Source organism: Tropicibacter sp. Alg240-R139, from assembly GCF_900537075.1.
Classification (GTDB): domain Bacteria; phylum Pseudomonadota; class Alphaproteobacteria; order Rhodobacterales; family Rhodobacteraceae; genus Falsiruegeria.
This window is the reverse complement of the sequence record NZ_UNRA01000001.1, coordinates 209,373-235,492: the sequence shown is the minus strand read 5'-3', so window position 1 is coordinate 235,492 and position 26,120 is coordinate 209,373. Positions and strand designations below refer to the sequence as shown.

Genomic DNA, 26,120 nt, shown 5'->3' with positions numbered 1-26,120 from the left:
AATTGAGCAGGGGCGTCATGGGCACACCGGCAAAGAAACTCAGCCAGCTGGCCCTGACCGCGCGCGGTGGTCTGGACCCCGAAATCACTGGCGTGGCCGTCGATAGTCGCGAGGTCAAACCCGGCTTTCTGTTTGGCGCAATGCCCGGCACGCAGGTGCATGGGGGTGAGTTTATCACTTACGCTCTGCGCATGGGGGCCAAGGCAATCCTGACCGACGCCAAAGGGGCCGAGATCGCGGCAGATGAATTGGCACAATCGGACACGGCGGTGGTGATTGCCGAAGATCCCCGACAAGCTTTGGCTGGGGCGGCAGCGCTCTGGTTCGGCAAGCAACCCAAGACGATGATCGCGGTCACGGGGACCAATGGGAAGACTTCCGTTTCAACCTTTGTTCGTCAGATCTGGACCGAGTTGGATCATGCAGCCATCAATTTGGGCACCACTGGCGTCGAAGGCGCGTGGACTGCGCCGCTTGCCCACACCACACCCGAGCCAATTACCTTGCATCGCACGTTGGCCGAGGCGGTGGACAACGGCGTAACCCACGCCGCGATGGAGGCTTCTTCTCATGGTCTCGAACAGCGTCGCCTGGACGGCGTGCATCTGGCGGCGGCGGGTTTTTCGAACTTTACTCAGGACCACCTAGACTATCACGACACATTCGAGGCCTATTTTGCCGCCAAGGCGGGTCTGTTTCGCCGTGTTCTGCCGCAGGACGGAACGGCGGTGATCAATATGGACGATCCCAAAGGCGCCGAGATGCGAGCTATTGCAGCGGCACGTGGGCAGGAGGTATTGTCGGTGGGTCGGGGCAATTGCGACTTGAGCTTGTTGAACCAACGCTTTGATGCCACGGGCCAGGACCTGCGGTTTTCCTGGCGCGGCAAATCCTTTCAGACACGGCTCAACCTGATCGGCGGGTTTCAGGCCGAAAACATCCTGCTTGCCTGCGGGCTGGTGATTGCCAGCGGTGATGAGCCCGAGCGTGTGTTCGACACATTGGCCCACCTGACCACCGTGCGCGGGCGGATGCAGCTGGCGGCAACACGCTCCAATGGCGCATCTGTCTTTGTCGATTACTCTCATACACCCGACGCGGTTTCGACTGCACTGAAGGCTTTGCGCCCCCATGTGATGGGTCGCCTTATCGCCATCGTTGGCGCGGGCGGTGACCGGGACGCGGGCAAGCGCCCCCTGATGGGGCAGGCGGCAGCGGAAAATGCCGACATCGTATTCGTGACCGACGACAACCCTCGCAGCGAAGACCCGGCCGCCATCCGGGCGGCTGTGATGGGTGGCGCGCCAGAGGCGACCGAAGTGGGCGACCGGGCCGAGGCGATCCTGCGCGGGGTTGATGCCTTGCAACCCGGAGACTCTTTGCTGATTTGCGGCAAGGGGCACGAAACGGGACAAATCGTAGGCGATCAGGTGCTGCCTTTTGATGACGTGGAACAGGCCAGCATCGCCGTGGCTGCATTGGACGGGGGGTTGGCATGACGCTTTGGACCGCAACCGAGGCTGCAGCGGCCACCAATGGGCGCGCAATTGGCGATTGGTCGGTGAACGGTGTTTCGATCGACACCCGCACCATTGAACTCGGTGATCTGTTTGTTGCGCTGCAAGCCGCGCGAGACGGTCATGAGTTTGTGGGGCAAGCGCTGGAGAAGGGGGCGGGCGCTGCATTGGTTTCGCACATTCCCACCGGTCTGCCGGGCAATGCTCCGCTGTTGCTCGTCGATGACGTGCAAGCCGCGCTAGAGGATTTGGGCCGCGCAGCCCGTGCCCGGGCGCGCGCGCGCGTTGTGGCTGTCACGGGTTCGGTCGGTAAAACCTCGACCAAGGAAATGTTGTCCGCGATGCTGGGCGATCAGGGTATGACCCACGCCAGCGTTGCCAGCTACAACAACCATTGGGGTGTCCCGTTGACCCTGGCGCGGATGCCGCGCGACACCGAATACGCGGTGATCGAGATCGGCATGAACCATCCCGGCGAAATCGCTCCATTGGCCAAACAGGCACGCCCGCATGTGGCGATGGTCACCACTGTTGCTGCCGCGCATCTGGAGGCGTTTGACAGCGTTACGGCGATTGCGCGCGAAAAAGCTGCAATCTTTGAAGGGCTTGAGCCGGACGGTGTGGCAGTTGTGAATGCCGACATCGATGACGCGCAGATTTTGCATGATGCGGCGGCCGAAGTTAACGCCAAAATTCTATCCTTCGGCACCAACGCTCAGGACTATCATTTGCTGAGCGTCGAGCTTGACGGGGACCTGACCACGTCTTGTGCGCTGATCAATGAACAAGAGATAAACTTTGAAATTCAGTCCGCTGGCGCGCATTTCGCGATGAACGGATTAGGGGCTTTGGCCGTAACGCAGGCCATGGGGGCTGACCTACAAGAGGCGGTCAAAAGCCTGGCCAGCTGGGCGCCCTTCAAGGGGCGTGGCGTTCGTGAAACATTGGCCATACCCAACGGCACGCTCGAGCTGCTTGATGATAGTTACAACGCCAATCCAACCTCGATGGCTGCGGCCTTGGCTGTTTTGGCCACCGTAAAGGGTCCGCGTCGTTTGGCCTTTATCGGAGACATGAAAGAGCTGGGACCGCAGGCCGAAGAGTTGCACATAGGGTTGGCCGATCTGAACGCCATAAATTCCATCCAGCAAATCCATTGCGTCGGCCCGTTGATGAAAGCCCTGTACGCTGCTTTGCCTGAAGAAAAGCGAGGCAAGTGGACTGAAACCAGCGCCCAAATGGCTGAAATGCTGCCGGATCTGATCCAAACCGGCGATATCGTGCTTGCCAAGGGCTCATTAAGCATGGGATTGGCGCGGGTTGTTGACGGGCTGCGTGAAATGGGCCAAGGGGCCGGATCGCAAGAAAACACGGACGAGTAGGGACAAGAGCAGATGCTATATTGGTTGACCGCGCTGTCGGACGGAGGGGACATCTGGAACCTCTTCCGCTACATCACTTTCCGCGCGGGCGGGGCCTTTATGACGGCTTTGCTGTTCGGCTTTCTGTTCGGGCGTCCACTGATCAACGTCTTGCGTCGCAAGCAGGGCAAGGGTCAACCGATCCGCGATGATGGACCCGAGGGGCATTTCCAGAAGGCGGGAACGCCGACCATGGGCGGTCTGCTGATTGTGGGTGCATTGGTGTCCTCGACGCTGTTGTGGGCACGGCTCGACAATCCCTTTGTCTGGTTGGTTTTATTCGTAACGCTGTCCTTTGCGGCCATTGGCTTTGCTGACGATTACGCGAAGGTGTCCAAACAAAATACCAATGGAGTTCCGGGCAAGTTGCGGCTGGCCTTGGGTATCATAATCGCCGTCATCGCATCCGTCTGGGCAAGCTACAATCACCCCGAGGCGTTGCAGTACCAATTGGCCCTGCCGGTGTTCAAGGATACCCTTATAAACTTGGGACTTTTCTACGTTCCCTTCTCGATCTGCGTCATCGTTGGCGCGGCCAATGCGGTCAATCTGACCGATGGTCTGGACGGGCTGGCGATCATGCCGGCAATGATCGCGGCCTCGACCCTGGGCGTGATTGCTTATGCGGTGGGACGGGTCGACTTTACCGAATATCTGGACGTGCATTATGTGCCCGGAACCGGTGAGATCCTGATCTTTACCGCCGCGCTGTTTGGTGGTGGTCTGGGCTTCCTGTGGTACAATGCCCCTCCGGCGGCGGTCTTCATGGGCGACACCGGTTCGCTGGCCTTGGGTGGCGCTTTGGGGGCCATAGCGGTTGCCACCAAACACGAGCTCGTTTTGGCCATCGTCGGCGGTTTGTTTGTGGTTGAAGCCTTAAGTGTGATCATCCAGGTGCTCTATTTCAAACGCACCGGCAAGCGGGTTTTTCTGATGGCCCCGATCCATCACCATTACGAGAAAAAGGGCTGGGCCGAGCCCACCATCGTCATCCGCTTCTGGATCATCTCGCTGATCCTGGCGATGATCGGATTGGCCACGCTGAAGGTCCGCTAAGGCGCGCCGCAGCGCAGCAGGAATGGCGTCTGACGGGGGTGTGATATGCGTGCACTAAGTGTGCACCCCCCGTACACTGCGGCAGCGCAGCGTGCGTCTGCCGCCGCGAAGTCCAACTTTCAACTTTTCCGCGACCTGATAGGGTGCCCTTCACGGGCAGGAGAGAGTGTGAGCGGTTGGATTGGCTTTATGAGTTCGGCGTAGAGATCTGGACGTGGTTCGGCGTCGAGGACCACCAGAACCGGGTCACGGCCATTGCTGCTGCGGCGGCTGCCCTGCTCACCTTGGTTGGAATGATTTGTGCCTTTGGATGGTTCGTGCTCAGCCGACTGTCGAAGAAGGTTCCGTTGACCCAACCCGAGCCGGCACCACAACCTTTGTCCGAGACCAAGCTGACCACCGCTGAATTCATCCGCATCCGGCGCGAGATGAAGGCCGAGTTGGAGTTGGAACTGGCACAGACCGCGCCGGGTGAGGCCGCCCTGCTGCGCGCGCGGATTGCCGAACTGGAAAGCCAGATCGCTAACCCGGAACCGGCCTTGGCCGAGGCCCAAAAGCGGATCGCTGATTTGGAGCGGTTGCTAGAGAGGTCAGGCAACAGCATCGGGGGCGAGCGGATCGCCGAGGCGCGCGCCGCGTTGGAGCGCGGCGACTTTTCTGTGGCGGATGACATCTTTGCCGAGGTCGAGGCCAGTCGCGAGTTGGAAGTACAGGAAGCGGCCCGCGCTGCCTTTGGTCGGGGAGAGATCGCCGAGGAGGAAGTGCGTTGGCGAGATGCGGCGGAGCACTATGCGCGCGCCGCCCGGCTGGACCCGACATTTGATGCTTTGCTCAAGGCGCGCGAATTTCTGTGGCGGTCCGGAGATTACAACAATGCGTTGCGTTTAGGTGAAGAGTTAATCGGCTTCGCACGGTCTGAAGAGACCGAAGAGCATTTGGCCATTGCGTTGAACGAACATGCGCTCACACTAAATGCAACGGGCCAGTACGAAGAGGTCGAGCCGCTTTGCCGCGAGGCGCTGGAGATTGGCCGCAAGACGATTGGTGAGAGGCACCCCGACTATGCGATCCGCCTCAACAACCTTGCGAGTTTGCTACGGACGACGGGCCGGTATGGCGAGGCCGAACCGATTTATCGCGAGGCGTTGGAGATTGGTCGTAAAACGTTGGGGGAGGGGCATCCCGACTATGCGACCATCCTCAACAATCTTGCTGCACTGCTGAGAGCGACGGGTCGGTACGGCGAGGCCGAGCCGCTGTACCGCGAGGCGCTGGAGACTAGTCGCAAGACGATTGGCGAGAAGCATCCCGACTATGCGATCCGCCTCAACAACCTCGCGGGATTTCTGGAGACGATTGGCCGGTACGACGAAGCCGAGTCGCTTCATCGCGAGGCGCTGGAGATTGGCCGCAAGACGATTGGTGAGACGCATCCCGACTACGCGACCGGCCTTAACAATCTTGCGGGATTGCTGGAATCGACAGGCCGGTACGAGGAGGCCGAGCCGCTCTTTCGTGAGGCGCTGGAGATTGGTCGCAAGACGCTTGGCGAGAGACATCCCGACTATGCGACCTGGCTCAACAACCTCGCGGGATTGCTGGAGACGACGAGCCGGTTTGGCGAGGCCGAGCTGCTGTATCGAGGTGCGCTGGAGATTGGTCGCAAGACGCTGGGAGAGGGGCATCCCCACTATGCGACCCGCCTCAACAACCTTGCGGGTTTGCTGGCGGCAACGGGTCGGTATGATGAAGCGGAGCCGCTTTTCCGCGAAGCTTTGGAGATTGACCGACGGGTGCTGGGGGAAGGGCACCCCGACTTTGCAATCGATCTCAACAACCTTGCGGGATTGCTGAAGACGACAGACAGGTACAGGGAGGCTGAGCCGCTCTATCGCGCGGCGCTGGACGTTTTGGAGGCGGCCTTGGGGCTGGATCATCCAAACACACAGACAGTGCGCAAAAACCTGGAAGCCTTTCTGGAGAAAAAGCCCGACTAGCCCCGCTTGCAATCTCGTCCGCGCTCGGTACAGGGTAGCTCTAAGGCAAGACGGTAAGGAGCGCGTGAGATGATCCCGGTCAAAGGGTGCAAGGGTCAAAAGGTGGCTGTTCTGGGGCTGGGCCGCTCGGGGCTGTCAGCGGCGCGCAGTTTGCTGGCGGGCGGGGCGGAAGTGCTCTGTTGGGACGACAATCCGGCCGCGAGAGAGGCGGCTGAGGCCGAGGGGTTTGAGTGCGTTGAGTTGCGCCGGGCGGGGGATTTTGAAGGCGTGGCCTCTCTGATCGTTAGCCCCGGCATTCCGCATCTGTACCCTGCGCCGAACCCGGTGGTGCGCGCCGCGTTGGAGGCGGGCGTGCCGGTGGACAATGACATCGGGCTGTTCTTTCGGTCCTTTGCAGACAGCACCTGGCACCATTTCGAAACCTTGCCGCGCGTGATTGCGGTCACAGGGTCGAACGGGAAATCCACCACGGCGGCGTTGATCCATCACATCTTGACCGAGGCCGGGCGCCCCTCACAATTGGCGGGCAACATCGGGCGCGGGGTGCTGGATATTGAGCCGGCCGAAAATGGCTCGGTCGTGGTGCTGGAATTGTCGAGCTATCAGACGGAACTGGCGCGCTCGCTGACGCCGGATGTGGCGGTGTTCACCAACCTCAGCCCCGATCATCTGGATCGCCATGGCGGGATGGGCGGCTATTTCGCGGCCAAGCGGCGGCTGTTCTCTGAGGGCGGGCCGGATCGCGCGGTGGTGGGGATTGATGAGCCCGAGGGGCTGTTTCTGGCAGGCCAACTGTCCGAAGGACCAGCAGATGATCGGGTGATCCGGGTGTCTGTGGCGCAAAAGCTGAGCGGGCCGGGGTGGCATGTCTTTGCCCGCAAGGGGTTCCTGAGCGAGTACCGCAAGGGGCGGCAGGCCGGGTCGATTGACCTGCGCCCGATCAAGGGTTTGCCAGGGGCACACAATCATCAGAATGCCTGTGCGGCTTATGCGGCGTGCCGGTCGCTGGGGCTGGCGCCGCGGGTGATCGAGGCCGCGTTGCAGAGCTATCCGGGCCTGCCGCACCGCAGTCAGATCGTGGCCGAGGCGCGGGGTGTGACATTCGTGAACGACAGCAAAGCCACCAATGTGGATGCGGCTGTGAAAGCGCTGAGCGCGTTCAAGAAGATCCGCTGGATCTGTGGGGGACTAGAGAAAGAGGGCGGGCTGTCGGCGCTGAACAGTGCAACTGGTGGCGTGGTCAAGGCATATGTCATCGGGCGCGAGGCGGCCGGATTTGCCATGCAACTGGACGTCGAGGCCGAGGTGTGTACCACGATGGCCACGGCGGTGGAACGGGCAATGGCCGAGATGCAGGAGGGCGAGACAGTGCTGCTGGCGCCTGCGGCGGCGAGTTTTGATCAATACGACAATTTCGAGCAGCGCGGCGAGGATTTTGTGCGCGAGGTGCGCGCTCGGTTGTGACGTAGGAGGGGGCGCTGCCCCCGTCGCCTTTGGCGACTCCCCCGGGATATTTGAAGCAAGAAAAAAGGGGAGCTTGCTTCTTCTTGCTTCAAATATCCCGGAGCGCGAGGCAGAGCCTCGCTTGAAATCTTACAGGCTTGCGCGGATGGCGGTTCCCGCCGCGTGACCCGAAGACCAAGCCCATTGGAAGTTGAACCCACCGAGCCAGCCGGTGACGTCGACCGCTTCGCCGATCACGTAGAGGCCGGGGACTGATGTGACTTCCATTGTCCGGGAAGATAGGGCCGCCGTGTCGATGCCGCCCAAGGTGACTTCGGCGGTGCGGTAGCCTTCGGTGCCGGACGGGGTTAGGCGCCAGTCCGAAAGGGCGGCGCACAGTGTTTGCAACTTGGCGTCGGATTGATCCGCCAGATTGCCACCCATGGGGATGTCGATCTTCAATACCTCAACCAGGCGTGTCGGCAGGTGGTTTGACAATTCTGTCGTCAGCGCCTTGCGGCCTGATTGTTGGCGTTGGTTGCGCAGAGCGTCGAAAAGAGTGCCGTCAGGGTCCAGGTTGACGTGGATCTCTTCGCCTTCGCGCCAATAGGACGACAGTTGCAGGACCGCCGGGCCGCTCAGCCCACGGTGCGTGAACAACAGCGCCTCGTCAAAACTGGCGCGTGCGTTGCTGAGGCGTGTGGGCGTGGCAACGCCGGCCAGTGGTTTGAAGCGGCCTTCGGGGAAAGTGAAGGGGACCAGCGCAGGGCGGGTTTCGGTCACGGGCAAGTCGAACTGGCGCGCGATGTCATAAGCGAGTCCCGTGGCACCCATCTTGGGGATTGACTTGCCGCCGGTGGCCAGCACCAGATTGCGGCAGGAGGCCGAGACCCGTTTGCCGTCCCTGTCGAGGGTCAGGTGGTAGCCGCTTTCGGTTTTGGTCAGCTCTGCCAGCGAGGTTTGCAGCCATAGGGTAGCGCCTGCGCGCTCCATCTCTTGCACCAGCATGGCAATGATCTGTTTGGCAGAGCCATCGCAGAACAGCTGGCCGAGCGTTTTTTCGTGCCAGGCGATGCCGTGACGCCCGACCAATTCGATGAAATCCCACTGGGTATAGCGCGCCAGCGCGGATTTGCAGAAATGCGGGTTCTGCGACAGGAAATTTCCCGGCTCAGCGTACATGTTGGTGAAATTGCACCGCCCGCCGCCCGAGATGCGGATTTTCTCGCCCGGGTTTTTTGCGTGATCCACCACCAAGGTGCGCCCGCCTGCGTGGGTGGCGCACATCATGCCAGCCGCGCCAGCCCCCAATATGATTGTGTCGAACTCCATGACCCACCCCGTGGCGCGGATTGCCGCCAATGGCAAGAGGAAGAGGCTGGCCTGATTCCCTTTTTGCCTGTAGAGTCGGCGTCAGATCCCGAAAAGGGACATCAACGAGGCAGATCAGTGGCGGTAATCTCATGACTGAGATGGTGTATGGAGCCGTGCCCGCGCAGGGTGGCGAACCAATTCTTCCGAAATGGTGGCGGACGCTCGACAAGTGGTCGATGTCCTGTGTGTTGATCCTGTTTGGGGTCGGCTTGCTTTTGGGATTGGCCGCGTCGCCGCCCCTGGCGGCGCGCAACGGGTTTGATCCGTTCCATTATGTCGAACGGCAGGCGATATTTGGCGGTGCCGCGTTGGTGGCCATGCTGTTGACGTCGATGATGTCGCCCATTCTGGTACGACGGTTGGCTGTTTTGGGCTTTCTCTGTGCCTTTGTGGCGCTGGCATTACTGCCGGTCTTTGGCACCGATTTCGGCAAAGGCGCGGTGCGGTGGTATAGCTTGGGCTTTGCCTCGTTCCAGCCATCCGAATTTCTCAAGCCCGGCTTTGTTGTGGTGGCTGCATGGCTGTTTGCCGCCAGCCAAGAGATCAACGGTCCTCCGGGTCGGTTGTGGTCCTTTGCGCTGTGCATGGCGATTGTGGCGATGCTGGTGATGCAGCCCGACTTTGGTCAGGCTTGCCTAGTGCTCTTTGGTTGGGGCGTGATGTATTTTGTGGCGGGTGCGCCAATGCTTCTGCTGGTTGCCATGGCTGGTTTTGTGGTCCTGGGCGGCATGGTGGCTTATTCCAGTTCTGAACACTTTGCCCGCCGGATTGACGGGTTTCTAAACCCTGACGTGGACCCCACAACTCAGCTGGGGTATGCGACCAACGCGATCCGCGAGGGCGGTTTGTTCGGTGTTGGCGTGGGCGAGGGGCAGGTGAAATGGTCGCTGCCGGATGCGCATACCGATTTCATTATCGCTGTGGCGGCCGAGGAATACGGCCTCATCCTGGTTCTGATCATCATCTTGCTCTATGCCTCGATCGTTGTGCGTTCGCTTCTGCGTCTGATGCGCGAACGCGATCCGTTCATCCGCCTGGCGGGCACCGGTCTGGCCTGCATGTTCGGCGTTCAGGCGATGATCAACATGGGTGTGGCGGTGCGACTGCTGCCCGCCAAAGGTATGACCTTGCCCTTTGTCAGCTACGGTGGGTCGTCGCTGATTGCCGGCGGGATTGCCTTGGGGATGCTGCTGGCGTTTACGCGCACACGTCCGCAAGGTGAATTTGGGGACATTTTGCGCGGACGGGGATGATGACGCAAAACTATCTGCTGATTGCGGCGGGCGGCACTGGGGGACATATGTTCCCTGCGCAGGCGCTGGCCGAAGCGATGTTGAAAAAGGGCTGGCGGGTGCGCCTGTCAACGGATGCGCGCGGTGCGCGCTACACGGGTGGATTTCCGCATACGACCGAGATTGTCGAGGCTTCCAGCGCGACATTTGCACGGGGCGGTGTGCTGGCCAAGGCTTTGGTCGCGCCAAAGATTGCTGCGGGTATCGCTGGTATGGCCTGGCAGATGAAGCGCGACACGCCGGATGTGGTGGTGGGTTTTGGCGGGTATCCGTCGATCCCGGCGCTTGGGGCGGCGACGCTGTTGAAGCTGCCGCGCATGATCCATGAACAAAATGGCGTTCTGGGGCGGGTCAATCAGCTGTTTGCCAAACGGGTCGCGGGTATAGCCTGCGGCACTTGGCCGACCGAGGTGCCCGAGGGCGTCGAGGCCGGTCACGTGGGCAACCCGGTGCGCGCAGCTGTGCTGGAGCGGGCCGGGGCGGGCTATATCTCACCCGGTGATTACCCGATGTTGGTGCTGGTTATGGGCGGCTCGCAGGGTGCGCGCATTCTGTCGGATGTGGTGCCTGCTGCCATTGCGATGCTGCCCGAGGGCTTGCGCCAATATGTGCGCGTGGCCCATCAGGCGCGCGACGAAGATGGCGAGCGTGTCACGCAGTTTTATGCAGAACATGGCATTAGCGCCGATGTGCAGCCCTTTTTTCACGACGTTCCCAGCCGCATGTCCGAGGCGCAGTTGGTGATCAGCCGCGCAGGCGCATCGAGCGTAGCCGACATCTCGGTCATTGGCCGCCCGTCGATCCTGATCCCCTATGCCGCTGCAACCGGTGATCACCAGACTGCCAACGCGCGCGGACTAGTAGACGCGGGCGGTGCGATCATGATCCCCGAAAGCCGCCTTGACTCTGCGGTGTTGGCAGAGCAGATGGCGGCGGTTCTTACCAACCCGGCTGCAGCGCAACAGATGGCCAATGCTGCGCTGAGCGTCGGTGTCCCGGATGCGACCGAGCGTCTGGTGGCCCTTGTCGAAGATCTGGCCCAAGGCGCGGCCTGAAAGGATACTGAATGACCCCTGCAACCAAGCTCCCCACTGATGTTGGACCGATCCATTTCGTTGGCATCGGGGGGATTGGCATGTCGGGCATCGCCGAGGTGTTGTTGAATCTTGGCTACCGCGTGCAAGGGTCTGATCTGAAAGCGTCTAAAATCACCGACCGGCTGGCCGAGCTGGGCGCGCACATCTTTGTTGGTCAGAGCGCCGAGAACCTTGATGGTGCCGCTGTCGTGGTGGTGTCCACCGCGATCAAGCCAGGCAACCCTGAGCTGGATGGGGCACGGGCCCAGGGCCTGCCCGTGGTGCGTCGCGCCGATATGCTGGCCGAGCTGATGCGGTTGAAGTCCAACATCGCGATTGCGGGAACACACGGCAAGACGACGACAACCACGATGATGGCCGAACTGATGGTGGCGGGCGAGTTTGATCCGACTGTGATCAATGGCGGTATCATTCACGCCTATGGCAGCAACGCGCGCATGGGTCAGGGCGAATGGATGGTGGTCGAGGCGGACGAGTCGGACGGTTCGTTCAATCGTTTGCCAGCGACAATTGCCATCGTTACCAACATCGACCCCGAGCATATGGAGCATTGGGGTGATTTCGACACGCTGCGTGATGGGTTTTACGAGTTCGTCTCGAACCTGCCATTCTACGGGCTGGCCGTCTGCTGCACCGATCACACCGAGGTTCAGGCGCTGGTGGGCCGGATCACCGACCGACGTGTGCGCACCTATGGGTTCAACGCGCAGGCCGATGTGCGGGCCGTGAACCTGACCTACAAAGGGGGCGTGGCGCATTTTGACGTGCATTTGCAGCACGAGGACATGGTGATCGAAGGCTGCACCCTGCCGATGCCTGGGGACCACAACGTGTCGAACGCGTTGTCGGCCATCGCGGTGGCGCGTCATCTGGGCATGAAGGCGGATGAGATCCGCGAGGCACTCGCAAACTTTGGCGGCGTCAACCGGCGCTTTACCAAGGTGGGAGAGGTGAATGGCGTGACCATCATCGACGATTACGGCCATCACCCGGTCGAAATTGCCGCCGTGCTGAAAGCCGCACGTCAGGCGAGTGAGGGGCGGGTGATCGCCGTGCATCAGCCGCATCGATATTCGCGCCTGCACAGCTTGTTTGATGATTTCTGCGCCTGTTTCAACGAGGCCGACGTCGTCGCCATTGCCGAAGTATTTGCCGCCGGTGAAGAGCCCGTTGAGGGAGCCGACCGCGACGCGTTGGTCGAGGGGTTGATCCGTCACGGCCATCGTCATGCCCGCGCGTTGTTGAACGAGGATGATCTGGAGCGCCTGGTACGCGAACAGGCGCGCCCTGGCGACATGGTGGTTTGTCTTGGTGCGGGTACGATCAGTGCCTGGGCCAATGGGTTGCCTGCGCGTCTGGGATAAGAGGACTGGCGACATGACGTTGTTGATTGCAGTTTCAGCTCTTTGGGTGCTGGCCGCCACAGGTGTTGCGATGTTGCCGCTGCGGCATCAATACGTGCCGGGGGTGGCCCTGATGCTAGCGGCACCGGTTCTGATCTACTTACTGGGGCGTGAGTTTGGCTGGGTGGCCGGTGTTGCTGCGGCTGTTGCCTTCATTTCGATGTTCCGCAATCCGCTGCGCTATTTCTGGCGCAAATGGACGGGCGGAGATGTGGATGAATTGATCAAGGAACGGGACTGATGCTGTCGATCGCACTGGTTTGCATTTGGGCCATCATCACCAATGTGCTGGCGATGACACCGAGCAAGGACAACCATTGGCGCAACGCTTATGTTTTGATCGCCATCGGCATCCCGCTGTTGGGCTATGTCACCTATGAAAACGGCCCTTGGGTCGGGCTGATCGTGTTGCTGGGCGGCATGTCCGTGCTGCGCTGGCCGGTGATCTATCTGGGTCGTTGGGTGAGAGGTAAGAGCTGAACCGAGAATGTTTTTGATCGTGTTGAGTTCAATAGTGGGTTTGGTCTGCGGCCTGTGTGGCTGGGTTCGGCGCTTTGCCATTGGGTTTGCTCTGATCGTGGCTATGTGTTGTGCCGCTCTGATCTGGGATTACCTTTACAATATCCAGCCTTTCTTCGACAAAGGTCAGGGCGATGACGGAAGGGGAATTGGATTTGGCATTCTCTTGACGTACATCAGTGGCGCCGGGATTGGCGCCGTTGTGGCATTCTGTTTCGGATGGGTGATCAACATTTTCCTGCGCAGGATGGATTGGTTCTGACATGCTCGAACTCAAGATGGATGGCTTTGCTGAAGTGCGAGGCAAACTGACCCCGCAACGTGACCTATCCGATCTCACTTGGTTACGCGTTGGCGGTCCTGCGGATTACCTGTTTCAACCGGCTGATGTCGAGGATCTGCAAGACTTCATGCGACAGCTGCCCGGCGATGTGGATGTGTTTCCCATGGGCGTTGGTTCAAACCTGATTGTGCGGGATGGCGGTTTGCGGGGTGTGGTCATCCGTTTGGGGCGTGGGTTCAACGGGATCGAGGTTGATGGCCTGAGTATCACTGCAGGGGCCGCTGCGCTGGATGCGCATGTGGCACGCAAGGCGGCGGATGCGGGGGTTGATCTGACCTTTCTGCGCACCATTCCGGGCTCGGTCGGGGGGGCGGTGCGGATGAACGCGGGCTGTTACGGCAGCTATACGGCGGATGTGTTCCAATCGGGCACCATTGTGACGCGGCAGGGCGAGCTGCGTGAAATTGGGCCGGAGGAGTTGAACTTTCGCTATCGTCAGACAGATATGCCCGAGGGGGCGGTGCTGGTTTCGGCCACGCTCAAAGGTGTGTCGGGCGAGGCGGACGGGCTGCACGCCCGCATGGCGGCGCAATTGCAAAAGCGCGATGAGACGCAGCCGACCAAGGATCGCAGCGCCGGATCGACCTTTCGCAACCCTGCCGGGTTCTCGTCCACCGGGCGTGCTGATGACGTGCATGATCTGAAGGCGTGGAAGGTGATCGATAATGCCGGGATGCGCGGCGCGCGCGTTGGTGGCGCTCAGATGAGTGAGAAACACTCGAATTTCATGATCAACACGGGTGGCGCAACTGCCGCAGACCTTGAGGGGCTTGGCGAAGAGGTGCGAAAAAAGGTTTACGATTCCAGCGGGATCACGCTAGAGTGGGAAATCATGCGGGTCGGTGATCCGTTGAAGGAATAACACCCGTTCCACAGACCTGATCAGGCAAAATAACAGGCGGGAACTGCGGTAAATATCAGACACGGACCGCCAAATAAGGTCCGGCAAATTCGAGGCACGTGTTGTGGGTCAGTCGAGCAGGGCACCCCGGACAGTGGCGGTATTGATGGGCGGGCCCTCGGCTGAACGCGAGGTTTCCCTGTCCAGCGGGCGTGAATGCGCCACCGCCCTTCGGGACGAAGGTTTCAACGTTATTGAGCTGGACGCCGGTCCGGACCTGTCCGAGCGACTGCAAGAGATCAAACCAGATGTTGTTTTTAACGCCCTGCATGGTCGCTGGGGCGAAGATGGATGTGTTCAGGGCCTGCTGGAATGGCTGGGCATCCCCTATACCCATTCGGGCGTGCTGTCGTCGGCCCTGGCGATGGATAAGGACCGGGCCAAAGAGATGTTTCGCGCCTCTGGTCTGCCTGTGGCCGAGAGCGTCATTGCCGACCGCGATGAGGTGAAGACGCGGCATGTGCTTGCGCCGCCTTACGTGGTCAAACCCAACAACGAAGGGTCTTCGGTCGGTATCTATATCGTGCACGAGGCCGCCAACAGCCCGCCACAGCTGGAACCCACCATGCCGCAGCAGGTGATGGTTGAGCAGTATGTGCCAGGGCGCGAATTGACGACCACGGTGGTGGGCGACAAGCCGGTGACCGTGACGGAAATCTTTGCCGATGGGTGGTACGACTACGAGGCCAAGTATTCCCCCGGCGGATCGCGCCACGAGGTGCCCGCGAACATCCCGCAGGACATCTTTGACCTCTGCCTGGACTATGCCCTGCGCGCGCATCAGGCGCTTGGTTGCCGTGGCGCAAGCCGGACCGATTTCCGCTGGGACGACAGCAAGGGCGCTGACGGGTTGTTCCTGTTGGAAACAAACACGCAGCCCGGCATGACGCCGACCTCACTGGTTCCGGAACAGGCCGGTGAGCTGGGGATGACATTCGGCCAGCTCTGCGCCTGGATGGTGGAGGACGCCTCGTGCAACAGGTAAAGCGCAATCGCCTGCTGCCGGTGCTGTTCCGGTCCAAGGTGCCAGAGGCGCAGGACGCGGACTTTGCGGCAGGCGACTATGATCCGCAGGGGCAGGGCATCCCGCTTGAAGGTGCGGGGCGCATTCGCCTGAGCACCAAGCGTGCTGATCCCGCGCCGTCTCGGTGGAGTTACCGCCTGCAACGCTGGATGTTGACGCCGGGCATTCGCCTGGGCTTGCGGATCGGTGTGCCGTTCTGCCTGGCCTTTGCGATTGGCAGCGCGTTCCTGTCCAGTGAAAAGCGCCGAGATGCGTTGAACATGTTTGTGGCGGACGTCCGCGCCTCGATCCAAGAGCGCCCGGAATTCATGGTCAACCTGATGGCCATCGACGGGGCGGGCGACAGCCTGTCGGCAGACATTCGCGAGGTGGTGCCGTTTGATTTCCCGACCAGCTCATTCGATCTGGATGTCGAGCAGATCCGCGAGATCGTTGTGGGTCTTGATCCGGTAAAGTCGGCCACAGTGCGCATTCGGCCCGGCGGTATCCTGCAGGTCGACGTGGTCGAGCGGATGCCGGTTGTGGTTTGGCGGACGCGCGAAGGAATTGAAATTTTGGATGAAACAGGCGCCCATGTGGATGACCTGAAAGCGCGGGCTGATCGGGCCGATCTGCCGCTGATCGTGGGTGATGGGGCGGACAAATCCGTGGCCGAGGCGATGGCTCTGCTACATGCGGCGCAGCCCTTAGGTAAGCGACTGCGCGGGCTGGTGCGCATTGGTGAGCGCCGGTGGGACGTGGTTTTGGATCGTGATCAGCGCATCATGCTGCCAACCGAACGCCCGGTGCGTGCGTTGGAGCGTGTGCTGGCGGTCAACGAGGTGCAGGAGCTGCTGGAGCGGGATGTGGCCGCCGTGGACATGCGCCTTGGCGCGCGGCCAACGATAAGAATGACACAAAACGCTGTCGAAGAATGGTGGCGGATAAGAAAAGCAAGCGGGAACGGACAGTAAATCATGATGGCGGATCTTTATCAGTCTCAGCGCGCGATGCGGCAGATGCGGCGTCAGGCGATGCAGCGCGGCGTTGTCGCTATTCTCGACGTGGGCAGTTCCAAGATTTCCTGTCTGGTGCTGCGCTTTGACGGCACGGGGCGCTTGAGCGACGATAACTCCATCGGATCGATGGCGGGGCAAACCGGGTTTCGCGTGATTGGCGCGGCCACCACCCGTTCGCGCGGGGTGCAGTTTGGCGAAATCAACGCCATGCAGGAAACCGAACGCGCGATCCGCACCGCGTTGCAAGCCGCACAGAAGATGGCAGAGATCCGGGTGGATCACGTGATAGCCTGTTTCTCGGGAGCGAACCCGCGCTCTTATGGCTTGGATGCGCAGATCGAGCTGGAAAGCCAGATGGTGAACGAGGCCGAAGTGGCCCGCGTTCTTAGTGCCTGTGACGTGCCCGAATACGGCGAAGGCCGCGATGTGTTGCATGCTCAGCCGGTGAACTTTGCGCTGGACCATCGGTCTGGCTTGAGCGATCCGCGTGGGCAGCTGGGGCAGAGCCTGGCCGTGGACATGCATATGCTGACCGTTGATGGTGCGGCAATCCAGAACCTGATCCACTGCATCAAGCGTTGCGATCTGGAACTCGCGGGCATTGCCTCGTCGGCCTATGTCTCGGGCATCTCGTCACTGGTCGAAGACGAGCAAGAGCTGGGTGCAGCTTGTATTGACATGGGGGGCGGGTCGACCAGCATTTCGATCTTCCTCAAGAAACATATGATCTATGCGGACAGCGTGCGCATGGGCGGCGATCACGTCACCAGCGACATTTCGATGGGTCTGGGCGTGCCGATGGCCAATGCCGAGCGGATCAAGACATTCTGCGGCGGGGTGCATGCCACCGGGGCGGATGACCGTGACATGATCGACATTGGCGGCGACACGGGCGACTGGGAGCACGACCGCCGTACTGTCAGCCGGGCCGAGCTGATCGGCATCATGCGTCCGAGGGTCGAGGAAATCCTGGAAGAGGTCCGCGCGCGTCTGGACGCGGCCGGGTTCGACCACTTGCCCAGCCAGCAGATCGTGTTGACGGGCGGGGGTAGTCAGATCATGGGGTTGGACGGGTTGGCCAGCCGCATCCTGGGGCAGCGGGTGCGTCTGGGGCGTCCCCTGCGTGTCCATGGCCTGCCGCAATCGGCCACGGGGCCGGGGTTTTCAAGCGCTGTGGGGCTCAGCCTTTTTGCTGCGAACCCGCAGGACGAATGGTGGGATTTCGAGATCCCGATCGACCGCTATGCAGGCCGGTCCCTGAAACGGGCTGTGAAGTGGTTCCGCGACAATTGGTGATCGTTGATGTGGCGTGTTGCAGTATTGGCGGCCTGGGCTATGGCGTCACCGGCGTCGGCGCAAACGCTTATGCCCGCCGAAGCGTTCATTGATCTTGTACTGGGTAAAACCGTCAGTTTCGTGCATTTCAACTCGGGCCGGTTGGTTGGGGAAGAACAATTCATTAGTCGAGATCAGACAATCTGGAAAACACCCGAATATGGTTGCGTTACAGGGCAGCTTTATGTTGATCGTGGGCGCGTGTGCTTTGTGTACGAGGACATCCAGCCCGAGAGGCCTGCGTGCTGGTGGCCATATGAATACGATGGCGAAGTCATCCTGCGCCCGGTTGGCGAATTCATGCGCGGCGTGCAAAGGATACGCGGTATTTCAGAAGACCCTTTGACTTGCGAAACCCTTCCGATGAGCTGAAGAAACGGCTTGCGGCACGAAGAGTTATCCCCCAAACTGTCCACAAGGTTCATCAGAAACCCGGCGGCAGGATGAGCAGTCGCCACGAAGATTGAAATTTGAAACGTCCAATGCGTTCGGTGCTGATCAGGGCCGCCCATTGGGCTGATTTGTGCTGCGCCCCAAGTGCCCCGCAATATCTAGGGGGGGGGGCGAAATGTTGCTGAAATCGTGCCTATACCCTCGGTATTTTGGGGTTTTTTTGCGTTTTTTTGATGACGCCCCCCTTGGATCACGGTAGAGTCGTCTGTGGATAGGTAAGAAAAAAGCGCGCGTAAGCGGGCATGAAAACAGGCGGACAGAGCATGACATTGAACCTTTCGATGCCCGGTCAGGACGATTTAAAACCACGGATCACGGTCTTTGGTGTCGGTGGCGCAGGCGGCAACGCGGTCAACAATATGATCGAAAAAGAACTCGACGGGGTCGAGTTCGTGGTGGCCAACACTGACGCACAGGCGTTGCAGCAGAACCAGGCGACAAGCCGGGTCCAGTTGGGCGTGAAAGTCACCGAAGGTCTGGGTGCAGGCGCGCGTGCCAGCGTAGGCGCGGCAGCCGCCGAAGAAAGCATCGAGCAGATCGTCGATCATCTGGCGGGCGCACACATGTGTTTTATCACTGCCGGTATGGGCGGTGGCACAGGCACCGGAGCAGCCCCGATCATCGCGCAAGCCGCGCGTGAGCTGGGCGTGCTGACCGTTGGTGTCGTGACCAAGCCGTTCCAGTTTGAAGGCGCCAAGCGCATGCGTCAGGCCGAAGACGGCGTTGAGGCGCTGCAAAAGGTCGTTGATACGCTGATCATTATTCCCAACCAGAACCTGTTCCGTCTGGCCAACGAAAAAACGACCTTTACCGAGGCGTTTTCGATGGCCGATGACGTTCTGTATCAAGGCGTCAAAGGCGTGACCGACCTGATGGTCCGTCCGGGCCTGATCAACCTTGACTTTGCCGATGTTCGCGCCGTGATGGACGAAATGGGCAAGGCTATGATGGGCACCGGCGAGGCCGAAGGCGAAGATCGCGCCATTCAGGCCGCCGAAAAGGCGATTGCAAACCCGCTGCTGGACGAAATCAGCCTGCGCGGGGCAAAAGGCGTGCTGATCAACATCACCGGTGCGCACGACCTGACCCTGTTCGAACTGGACGAAGCTGCCAACCGCATTCGCGAAGAGGTGGATCCCGAGGCGAACATCATTGTGGGTTCGACCCTGGACACTGCGATGGAAGGCGGCATGCGCGTTTCCGTTGTTGCAACGGGCATCGACGCAGCCGAAGTTCCGGCAGATATGCCTGTGCCGCGCCGTCCAATGGCCGCGCCGCTCAAGCAGAAGGTTTCGGCGGAAGAGATTGTTCCGGCGCCTGTCGCTGAGGCTCCTCTGACATTGGAAACCCCGGCTGTTGCACCTGTTGCAGAAGCCGCCGAAGAGCCCAGCTTGTTCGCAGGAATGGGAGTTGAAGAGGTCGCAGCGCAGGATCTGGGTGAAGACATCTTTGAAGCTGAAGAGCCTGAACTGCTGGCCGATGACGGCTTGCCGCCGCCAGCGTATCAGCCACAGGTCGCAGCGTTTGAGCCGCGTCACGAAGAGATGGAAACCGAAGTCGAGGCATTTGTAGCACCGCGCGCACCGGCACCGGGCACACCGTCGCCCGAGGCGATGCAGCGTCTGCAGGCTGCCGCACAAAAGGCCCCATCGGCCCCGCAGCAGGGCATGGCTCCGGCTGCTCAGGCACAGGAAAAAGGCCGTTTTGGGTTCAACCGTCTGATTGACCGGATGACCGGACACGCCGCTGATGTCCCGGCCGAGCGTCCCGCGGCACAGGTTCGTCAACAGCCCATGATGCGCCAGGCTGACGCGACGGCACCTGCTCCGGTTGAAAGCGACCCCGAGCAGGATCGCATTGAAATTCCCGCGTTCCTGCGCCGTCAGGCCAACTGATAGCGGTCACAATAATGGTAAAGAGGGCCACCTTCGGGTGGCCTTTTTCTTTTGTATTACAGGCGGGTATAGGGTTGTAAGCAGGGTTTCGCCTATCTGTCACATTGATGTTTCATTCGGTTACAAAGATTGAGTTGAGCCTAGGCCGTGCCTCCCTTACCTCAGGATCAACACAGCACATGGGGATGCTGGACACTGCTCGATGAGGCACGGTTTGCAAAATACGCTCAAAACCTCGGTAACCTTCAAAGGTGTTGGTCTGCATGGCGGCGCACCTGTCAAAATGGTTCTGAAGCCCGCGGCAGCCGGGCACGGTATCTGGTTCAAGCGGACCGATATCCAGGTGGGCGATGCAATGGTTCCGGCGATCTATGATCTGGTTGAGCGCACCCCGCTGTGCACCAAGCTGGTGAATGGGGCAGGTGTGACGATATCGACGGTCGAGCACATCATGGCGGCACTGGCCGGCTGCGGCATACACAACGCATTGATCGAGATTGACGGTTCCGAAGTTCCGATCATGGACGGATCGTCGGTCGAGTTTGTTCGCGGCATCATTGGCAAGGGCGTGCGCCAGCAGGCGGCCCCGGTTCTGGCTTATGAAGTTCTCAAGCCGGTCACCGTCGAAAAGGACGGCGCCAAGGCGACATTGTTGCCATCGAACCGTTTGGAAATCGAATTCCACATTGATTTTGCCGACCCCGCGATCGGGCGTCAAAGCAAGAAGCTGGACATGCGCAACGGTACTTTTGCCCGCGAGCTGAGCGACAGCCGCACTTTCTGCCGCCAGGCTGATGTTGATGCGATGCATGAAAACGGCTTGGCCTTGGGTGGTACGCTGGACAACGCAGTTGTCGTTGACGGCGAAGAAGTTTTGAGCCCCGGTGGCTTCCGCCACGCGGACGAAGCGGTGCGGCACAAGATGCTGGACGCGCTTGGGGATCTGTATCTGGCCGGTGGTCCGCTTTTGGGTCACTATGTGGGCGAGCGCGCAGGCCATTCGTTGACCAACACGCTGCTGCGCGAGCTTTTTGCAACACCCGGTGCCGTGCGTCCGGTGTTGTGTGACGCCGAAACTGCCGAGCGTCTGCCAGGTCAAGGCCTGATTTGGGCCGAAGTTCCCCAGGTGGCTTAAACGAACCCGTGCGGTTCCTGCGCCTGATCACAGCTCTTTTTCTCAACAGGTCGTTAAGGCGTTTTGCAGCGGAAATTAATGTGCTAGACCGAGGCTCAGTCGGGGTAACCGGCACGGCAAGACGACAAGGATGAGCGAGTATGATCGGCGGCAAGGTGGGGGCCAAAGTTGTTGGTGCACTTATTCTTACGGCTTTTCTGGCCTCCTGTGGGATCGGTGGAAGAGGGTCGGCAGATCGCAGCCAGGACTTGGACGGGTTCGGACCCGAGCAGATCTTTGAACGCGGTGAATTCGAATTGGCGCAGTCGCGCACAGATGATGCGGCTTGGTACTTTTCGGAAATCGAACGCCTCTATCCCTATTCGAATTGGGCCAAACGCGCGCTGATCATGCAGGCCTTTGCCTTTCATTCAGGTCAGGACTATCCGGAAAGCCGCGCCGCAGCTCAGCGCTATATCGACTTTTATCCGGCGGACGAAGATGCAGCCTATGCGCAGTATCTGTTGGCGCTTAGCTATTATGACCAGATTGACGAGGTCGGACGCGATCAGGGCCTGACATTCCAGGCGTTGCAGGCGCTGCGCACTGTGATCGAGGTTTATCCTGACAGTGAATACGCCACGTCGGCGATTTTGAAATTTGACCTGGCTTTTGACCACTTGGCGGCCAAGGAAATGGAAATCGGGCGCTATTACCTTCGCCGCGATCACTATCCTGCGGCGATCAACCGGTTCCGCGTGGTGGTCGAGGATTTCCAGACCACGTCGCACACCGCCGAAGCGCTGCACCGCCTGGTCGAAGCCTACCTCTCGTTGGGTCTGGTGAACGAGGCGCAGACTGCGGGCGCCATTCTTGGCTACAACTATCGGTCGTCCGAATGGTATGAGAGCAGCTACACGCTGTTGACGGCAGCCGGACTTAAGCTCAAGGATCGGGGCAATAATTGGCTCAGCCAGATCTATCGTCAATCGGTCAAGGGCGAGTGGCTGTAAGGCCCGGGCAGACGGGATCTGAACATGCTGCGCGCACTTGATATCCGCGACATGCTGATCATTGATCGGTTGGAACTTGTGTTTCAGCCAGGTTTGAATGTGTTGACCGGTGAAACCGGGGCCGGCAAGTCGATTCTTTTGGATTCGCTTGGTTTTGTCCTTGGCTGGCGTGGCCGGGCCGAGTTGGTGCGCCAAGGGGCGGAACAGGGCGAGGTGGTCGCTGAATTTGACTTGCCCGAGGGACATCCAGCACATGATATTCTGACCGAGGCCGGGTTGCCGTCGGGCGAAGAGCTGATCTTGCGCCGGGTGAACAGGGCCGATGGGCGCAAGACCGCGTGGGTGAACGACAGGCGTTGTTCCGGAGAGGTGTTGCGCGCCTTGTCCGAGACTCTGATTGAACTGCATGGACAGCATGATGACCGGGGCTTGCTGAATCCGCGGGGGCACCGGGCGATGTTGGATGCCTTTGCCCGTTTGGATCACCTGCTTGCCGATACGCGCGCAGCCTGGGGCCAGGTTGCCAAGGCGCGTAAAACAGTCGAGGCGACCCAAGCGGCATTGAATGCTGTGCGGGCCGAGGAAGAGTTTCTGCGCCACGCTGTAGCCGAGTTGGACCAGCTGGACCCGATGCCGGGCGAAGATGCCGAGCTGGATGCCCGCCGTCGTCTGATGCAAGGGGCCGAAAAGATCCGGGATGACGTGGCGCGCGCCTTTGCCCTGCTGGGAGGCGAGGGCGCCGAAGGCGCGATGAGCGATGCTCTGCGCTGGCTCGAAGGGGTCACGGCCGAAGCCGGTGGACAGTTGGAGGGGCCGATCACGGCCTTGGGGCGTGCCATGATTGAATTGGGCGAGGCGCAGAACGGCGTAGAAAGCTGTCTGAACGCGCTGGATTTCAACCCGTCTGAATTAGAAGCCGCCGAAGAGCGCCTGTTTGCGATCCGGGCTTTGGCGCGCAAGCACGATGTGTTGCCCGATGAACTGGGGGCGTACGCCGAAACCCTGCGTGGCAAGTTGAATGCGCTTGAGGCGGGCGATGCGGATTTGCAGCAGCAGCGGACAGACCTGGCCGAGGCGGACGCAGCCTATGATGTCGCGGCTTCGGCCCTTTCCACCGCGCGGATCGGAGCAGCCGGGCGCCTGGATACGGCAGTGATGGCCGAGTTGGCGCCGCTTAAGATGGAACGTGCGGTGTTTGAAACCAAGCTGACCGTTGGCGAGGCGGGGCCGGATGGGCGTGATATGGTTGCCTTTACCGTGGCTACCAACCCGGGCGCGCCGGCCGGGCCGCTCAACAAAATCGCTTCGGGCGGGGAACTCAGCCGGTTTCTTTTGGCGTTGAAGGTGTGTCTGACGGGGGAAGACAGCGCCCGGACGATGATCTTTGACGAAATTGACCGGGGTGTTGGCGGTGCGACGGCGGATGCAGTCGGTCGGCGTTTGGCATCGCTGGCACATGGCGGGCAGGTTCTGGTGGTGACACACTCGCCGCAAGTGGCGGCGCAGGGGCAGCACCATTGGCGGGTGCAAAAACAGGTGCAGGACAATATTACCCTGTCGACAGTCGTGCCGCTGTCATTGGACGAGCGGGTGGATGAGATCGCCCGCATGGTCGCAGGCGACACCATCACGGATGAGGCACGCGCCGCAGCCAAGGCTCTTTTGGTTTCCTGAGTTCCGCAAACTTCTGCACTTTGTGTTTACAAGCTCCGGGAGCTCCCGCACCCGAGCGATCCCGACTTTGTCGGCACCGCTAGCGGCTTTGGGCCGGGCGCCGGGCAGAGCCCGGCGCCCGGCCCAACGGGAGGAGATGTTTCGTTAGAAACATCGACGACGGGCGGGAGCGCTCCGTTGCAAGCGAAAACGGTCACTGACGTTGAAACCGAGTTCTGGATACATCATCGCAAAAATATGACGCCTTTCCCGCAGCTTCCTGCGGGAATGCGTCTTTTCTGTTAACCCCGAGTGTCCTACACAGGGTTAACTGACGACCCGAGGTCACAGATGACCCAATCTACACGCACGGTGCTGCAGCAGCAGCTGAGACAGGCCATGGCCGCCATCAAGGACGGCTGGCGTGTGATGCGCCATCGTGGCCCCAGTCAGATCCAGTTTTGGTTCATTGCGCTTGCCATCGGGATCGTTGCTGGCTTTGCAGCCCTGTTTTTTCGCAAGGGAATCAATGCGCTTCAGGCCGCGCTTTACGGGAGCGAAGACGTGCAGTTCCTGCACAGTTTTGCCGAACAGCTACCGTGGTACTGGGTGCTACTCATTCCCATTGCGGGTGGGCTGATCGTCGGGATCATCCTGCACAACTTCACCGAAGATGGTCGCGTGCGCTCTGTTGCGGACGTAATCGAAGGGGCGGCCATGACTGATGGCCGGGTCGAAAAGCGTGCTGGGATCGCGTCGATGTTTGCCTCGCTCATCACACTCAGTTCGGGCGGGTCCACAGGCCGCGAGGGGCCTGTTGTGCATATGGCGGGCGTCGTGTCGACCTGGGTCAGCGATCGGATTCACGCCGACGGCATCACCGGGCGCGATCTGTTGGGGTGCGCCGTGGCAGCCGCTGTCTCGGCAAGCTTCAATGCGCCGATTGCCGGAGCGCTTTTTGCGCTCGAGGTCGTGTTGCGCCATTTCGCGGTGCACGCATTTGCCCCCATCGTGATCGCCGCCGTTGCGGGCACCGTCATCAACCGGCTGGAGTTCGGGGATGTTACCGAATTTGTTCTCAACACACCCGGTTCGCTCAAATTCTATGTAGAACTGCCCGCGTTCCTGCTGTTGGGGCTCTTGTGCGGGGTGATTGCCGTTCTGCTTATGCGCTCGATCTTCCTGGCCGAGGATCTGGCGAACCATCTTCAGGACAAGTTTGCCATCCCGCGTTGGGTCCGGCCGGCGATTTCGGGTGCGATGCTGGGCGGCTTGGCGATCTGGTTTCCGCATATCATCGGGGTTGGGTATGAGACGACGACGCTGGCCCTGAGCGGTGAGCTATTGCTGCACAATGCCGTCATCTTTGCGGTGCTTAAAACGGTCGCCGTTGCCATTACCTTTGGCGGGCGCATGGGGGGCGGGGTGTTTTCGCCGTCGTTGATGATCGGGGCCTTGTCGGGGCTGGCCTTTGGCCTGATCGCCACTGGCTTGCTGCCGGATGTGTCGGGCACGCACACGCTGTATGCCTTTGCTGGAATGGGCGCGGTGGCGGCGGCCGTTCTGGGCGCGCCGATTTCGACCACGCTTATTGTCTTTGAACTGACCGGAGATTGGCAGATTGGGATCGCGGTGATGGTCTCTGTCTCGATGTCCACAGCTTTGGCGTCGCGCCTTGTGGATCGGTCCTTTTTCTTGACACAGCTGGAACGCCGAAACATCCATCTGGCCGCCGGACCACAAGCCTATCTGCTGGCGATGATGCGGTGCTCAACAGTGATGCGGGCACTGGATGATCCGCGCTGCGCCGACAGGGATGCCTGCGAGCAGCTGATCGGCGAAGGGCTCTGCGTCGAGGGCACGGCCACGTTAGAGGCCGCGATGCCCTATTTCGACCGGGCGGATGTGCCCTTTGTTCCGGTTGTCGTGCACAAAGAGGGACTGCCGCCTAAGCTGGTCGGAGCCTTGTTCCACATCGACGCGCTCAAGGCGTACAACCGGGCCTTGGCGGCCACGGCGGCGGAGGAGCATTCGTAGGGTGCTAGGGTGGCCAGAAAAGCCTAAGTGATGATTTGAGCCAATTGTCTACTTGGAGTCCGCTTCGGTCAATGCAGCAGAGTTTGCGAACGACGCCTATGCGCAGGTAGCGACCTTTTCAAAGTTTGGCGACGGCCCATAACTGACATTGGTGATGCCCGCACCGAACGGCGGCTTCTAGCGCTTCTGCGGCCATTTCGCGGTGACAAGTGGGGGCCGATTAAATTGCCACCCC

At 60.5% G+C, this 26,120-nt stretch carries 22 protein-coding genes; 20 read left to right on the top strand and 2 right to left on the bottom strand.

Annotated elements, in window-relative coordinates; genetic code table 11:
• Nucleotides 1–17: 17 nt before the first annotated feature.
• The 5 genes from G6R15_RS01125 (at nt 18) to murD (ending at nt 7,455) form a co-directional block, all read left to right on the top strand.
• Entirely contained in the window at nt 18–1,499 is a 1,482-nt protein-coding gene (locus G6R15_RS01125; protein ID WP_164657943.1) for a UDP-N-acetylmuramoyl-L-alanyl-D-glutamate--2,6-diaminopimelate ligase, read from the top strand.
• A complete protein-coding gene (gene murF, locus G6R15_RS01120; protein WP_164657942.1) occupies nt 1,496–2,899 on the top strand; it encodes a UDP-N-acetylmuramoyl-tripeptide--D-alanyl-D-alanine ligase in 1,404 nt (467 codons plus the stop codon). Before G6R15_RS01125 ends, murF begins: the two co-directional genes overlap by 4 nt.
• A gap of 12 nt (nt 2,900–2,911) precedes the next feature.
• Entirely contained in the window at nt 2,912–3,994 is a 1,083-nt protein-coding gene (gene mraY / locus G6R15_RS01115; RefSeq protein WP_164657941.1) for a phospho-N-acetylmuramoyl-pentapeptide-transferase, read from the top strand.
• Between the two features lie 176 nt (nt 3,995–4,170).
• Nucleotides 4,171–5,991, top strand: coding sequence for a tetratricopeptide repeat protein (locus G6R15_RS01110; protein WP_164657940.1), 1,821 nt, complete (start codon nt 4,171–4,173; stop codon nt 5,989–5,991).
• A gap of 69 nt (nt 5,992–6,060) precedes the next feature.
• Entirely contained in the window at nt 6,061–7,455 is a 1,395-nt protein-coding gene (murD, locus tag G6R15_RS01105) for a UDP-N-acetylmuramoyl-L-alanine--D-glutamate ligase (RefSeq protein WP_164657939.1), read from the top strand.
• 129 nt (nt 7,456–7,584) lie between these two features.
• Here the strand turns inward: murD and G6R15_RS01100 are convergent, their stop codons facing one another.
• Nucleotides 7,585–8,766 carry an NAD(P)/FAD-dependent oxidoreductase gene (locus G6R15_RS01100; RefSeq protein ID WP_164657938.1) on the bottom strand — a complete coding sequence of 394 codons (1,182 nt, stop codon included), beginning with the start codon at nt 8,764–8,766 and terminating at the stop codon, nt 7,585–7,587.
• A 131-nt stretch (nt 8,767–8,897) separates the two neighbouring features.
• On the opposite strand from G6R15_RS01100, the gene ftsW reads away from it, so the two are divergent.
• The 5 genes from ftsW to G6R15_RS01075 are packed head-to-tail and all read left to right on the top strand — an operon-like array spanning nt 8,898 to nt 13,080.
• Nucleotides 8,898–10,061 (top strand): putative lipid II flippase FtsW, encoded by a 1,164-nt coding sequence (gene ftsW / locus G6R15_RS01095; protein WP_164657937.1) that lies wholly within the window; start codon nt 8,898–8,900, stop codon nt 10,059–10,061.
• Nucleotides 10,061–11,155, top strand: coding sequence for a UDP-N-acetylglucosamine--N-acetylmuramyl-(pentapeptide) pyrophosphoryl-undecaprenol N-acetylglucosamine transferase (locus G6R15_RS01090; RefSeq protein ID WP_164657936.1), 1,095 nt, complete (start codon nt 10,061–10,063; stop codon nt 11,153–11,155). The genes ftsW and G6R15_RS01090 overlap by 1 nt, the downstream gene beginning before the upstream one ends.
• A gap of 11 nt (nt 11,156–11,166) precedes the next feature.
• A complete protein-coding gene (gene murC, locus G6R15_RS01085) occupies nt 11,167–12,561 on the top strand; it encodes a UDP-N-acetylmuramate--L-alanine ligase (RefSeq protein ID WP_164657935.1) in 1,395 nt (464 codons plus the stop codon).
• 13 nt (nt 12,562–12,574) lie between these two features.
• Entirely contained in the window at nt 12,575–12,841 is a 267-nt protein-coding gene (locus G6R15_RS01080; RefSeq protein WP_164657934.1) for a DUF2484 family protein, read from the top strand.
• Nucleotides 12,841–13,080, top strand: coding sequence for a DUF2484 family protein (locus tag G6R15_RS01075; RefSeq protein ID WP_373455998.1), 240 nt, complete (start codon nt 12,841–12,843; stop codon nt 13,078–13,080). Before G6R15_RS01080 ends, G6R15_RS01075 begins: the two co-directional genes overlap by 1 nt.
• A 28-nt stretch (nt 13,081–13,108) precedes the next feature.
• Here the strand turns inward: G6R15_RS01075 and G6R15_RS01070 are convergent, their stop codons facing one another.
• The gene (locus tag G6R15_RS01070) at nt 13,109–13,384 is read right to left on the bottom strand and encodes a hypothetical protein (RefSeq protein ID WP_164657933.1); all 276 of its coding nucleotides are present in this window, start codon (nt 13,382–13,384) and stop codon (nt 13,109–13,111) included.
• Between G6R15_RS01070 and murB the strand changes: the two genes are divergently transcribed.
• The 10 genes from murB to G6R15_RS01020 all read left to right on the top strand — a co-directional run bounded on the left by murB (nt 13,383) and on the right by G6R15_RS01020 (nt 25,885).
• The gene (gene murB / locus G6R15_RS01065; RefSeq protein ID WP_164657932.1) at nt 13,383–14,324 is read left to right on the top strand and encodes a UDP-N-acetylmuramate dehydrogenase; all 942 of its coding nucleotides are present in this window, start codon (nt 13,383–13,385) and stop codon (nt 14,322–14,324) included. The genes G6R15_RS01070 and murB overlap by 2 nt on opposite strands.
• A gap of 145 nt (nt 14,325–14,469) precedes the next feature.
• The gene (locus G6R15_RS01060; RefSeq protein ID WP_240336635.1) at nt 14,470–15,348 is read left to right on the top strand and encodes a D-alanine--D-alanine ligase; all 879 of its coding nucleotides are present in this window, start codon (nt 14,470–14,472) and stop codon (nt 15,346–15,348) included.
• Between the two features lie 98 nt (nt 15,349–15,446).
• Entirely contained in the window at nt 15,447–16,340 is an 894-nt protein-coding gene (locus G6R15_RS01055) for a cell division protein FtsQ/DivIB (protein ID WP_240336683.1), read from the top strand.
• 6 nt (nt 16,341–16,346) lie between these two features.
• Nucleotides 16,347–17,681 carry a cell division protein FtsA gene (gene ftsA / locus G6R15_RS01050; RefSeq protein WP_164659220.1) on the top strand — a complete coding sequence of 445 codons (1,335 nt, stop codon included), beginning with the start codon at nt 16,347–16,349 and terminating at the stop codon, nt 17,679–17,681.
• 6 nt (nt 17,682–17,687) lie between these two features.
• Complete coding sequence (locus tag G6R15_RS01045; RefSeq protein WP_164657930.1) at nt 17,688–18,092, top strand: hypothetical protein; 405 nt, start codon at nt 17,688–17,690, stop codon at nt 18,090–18,092.
• A gap of 344 nt (nt 18,093–18,436) precedes the next feature.
• Nucleotides 18,437–20,068, top strand: coding sequence for a cell division protein FtsZ (gene ftsZ / locus G6R15_RS01040; protein ID WP_164657929.1), 1,632 nt, complete (start codon nt 18,437–18,439; stop codon nt 20,066–20,068).
• 202 nt (nt 20,069–20,270) lie between these two features.
• On the top strand, nt 20,271–21,203 hold the full coding sequence (gene lpxC, locus G6R15_RS01035) for a UDP-3-O-acyl-N-acetylglucosamine deacetylase (RefSeq protein WP_164657928.1): 933 nt from the start codon (nt 20,271–20,273) through the stop codon (nt 21,201–21,203).
• Between the two features lie 140 nt (nt 21,204–21,343).
• The gene (locus G6R15_RS01030; RefSeq protein WP_164657927.1) at nt 21,344–22,195 is read left to right on the top strand and encodes an outer membrane protein assembly factor BamD; all 852 of its coding nucleotides are present in this window, start codon (nt 21,344–21,346) and stop codon (nt 22,193–22,195) included.
• Nucleotides 22,196–22,219: 24 nt separating this feature from the next.
• Nucleotides 22,220–23,869, top strand: coding sequence for a DNA repair protein RecN (gene recN, locus G6R15_RS01025; protein WP_164657926.1), 1,650 nt, complete (start codon nt 22,220–22,222; stop codon nt 23,867–23,869).
• A 330-nt stretch (nt 23,870–24,199) separates the two neighbouring features.
• Nucleotides 24,200–25,885, top strand: a complete 1,686-nt coding sequence (locus G6R15_RS01020) for a chloride channel protein (protein WP_164657925.1) — start codon at nt 24,200–24,202, stop codon at nt 25,883–25,885.
• The last annotated feature ends 235 nt before the right edge of the window (nt 25,886–26,120 follow it).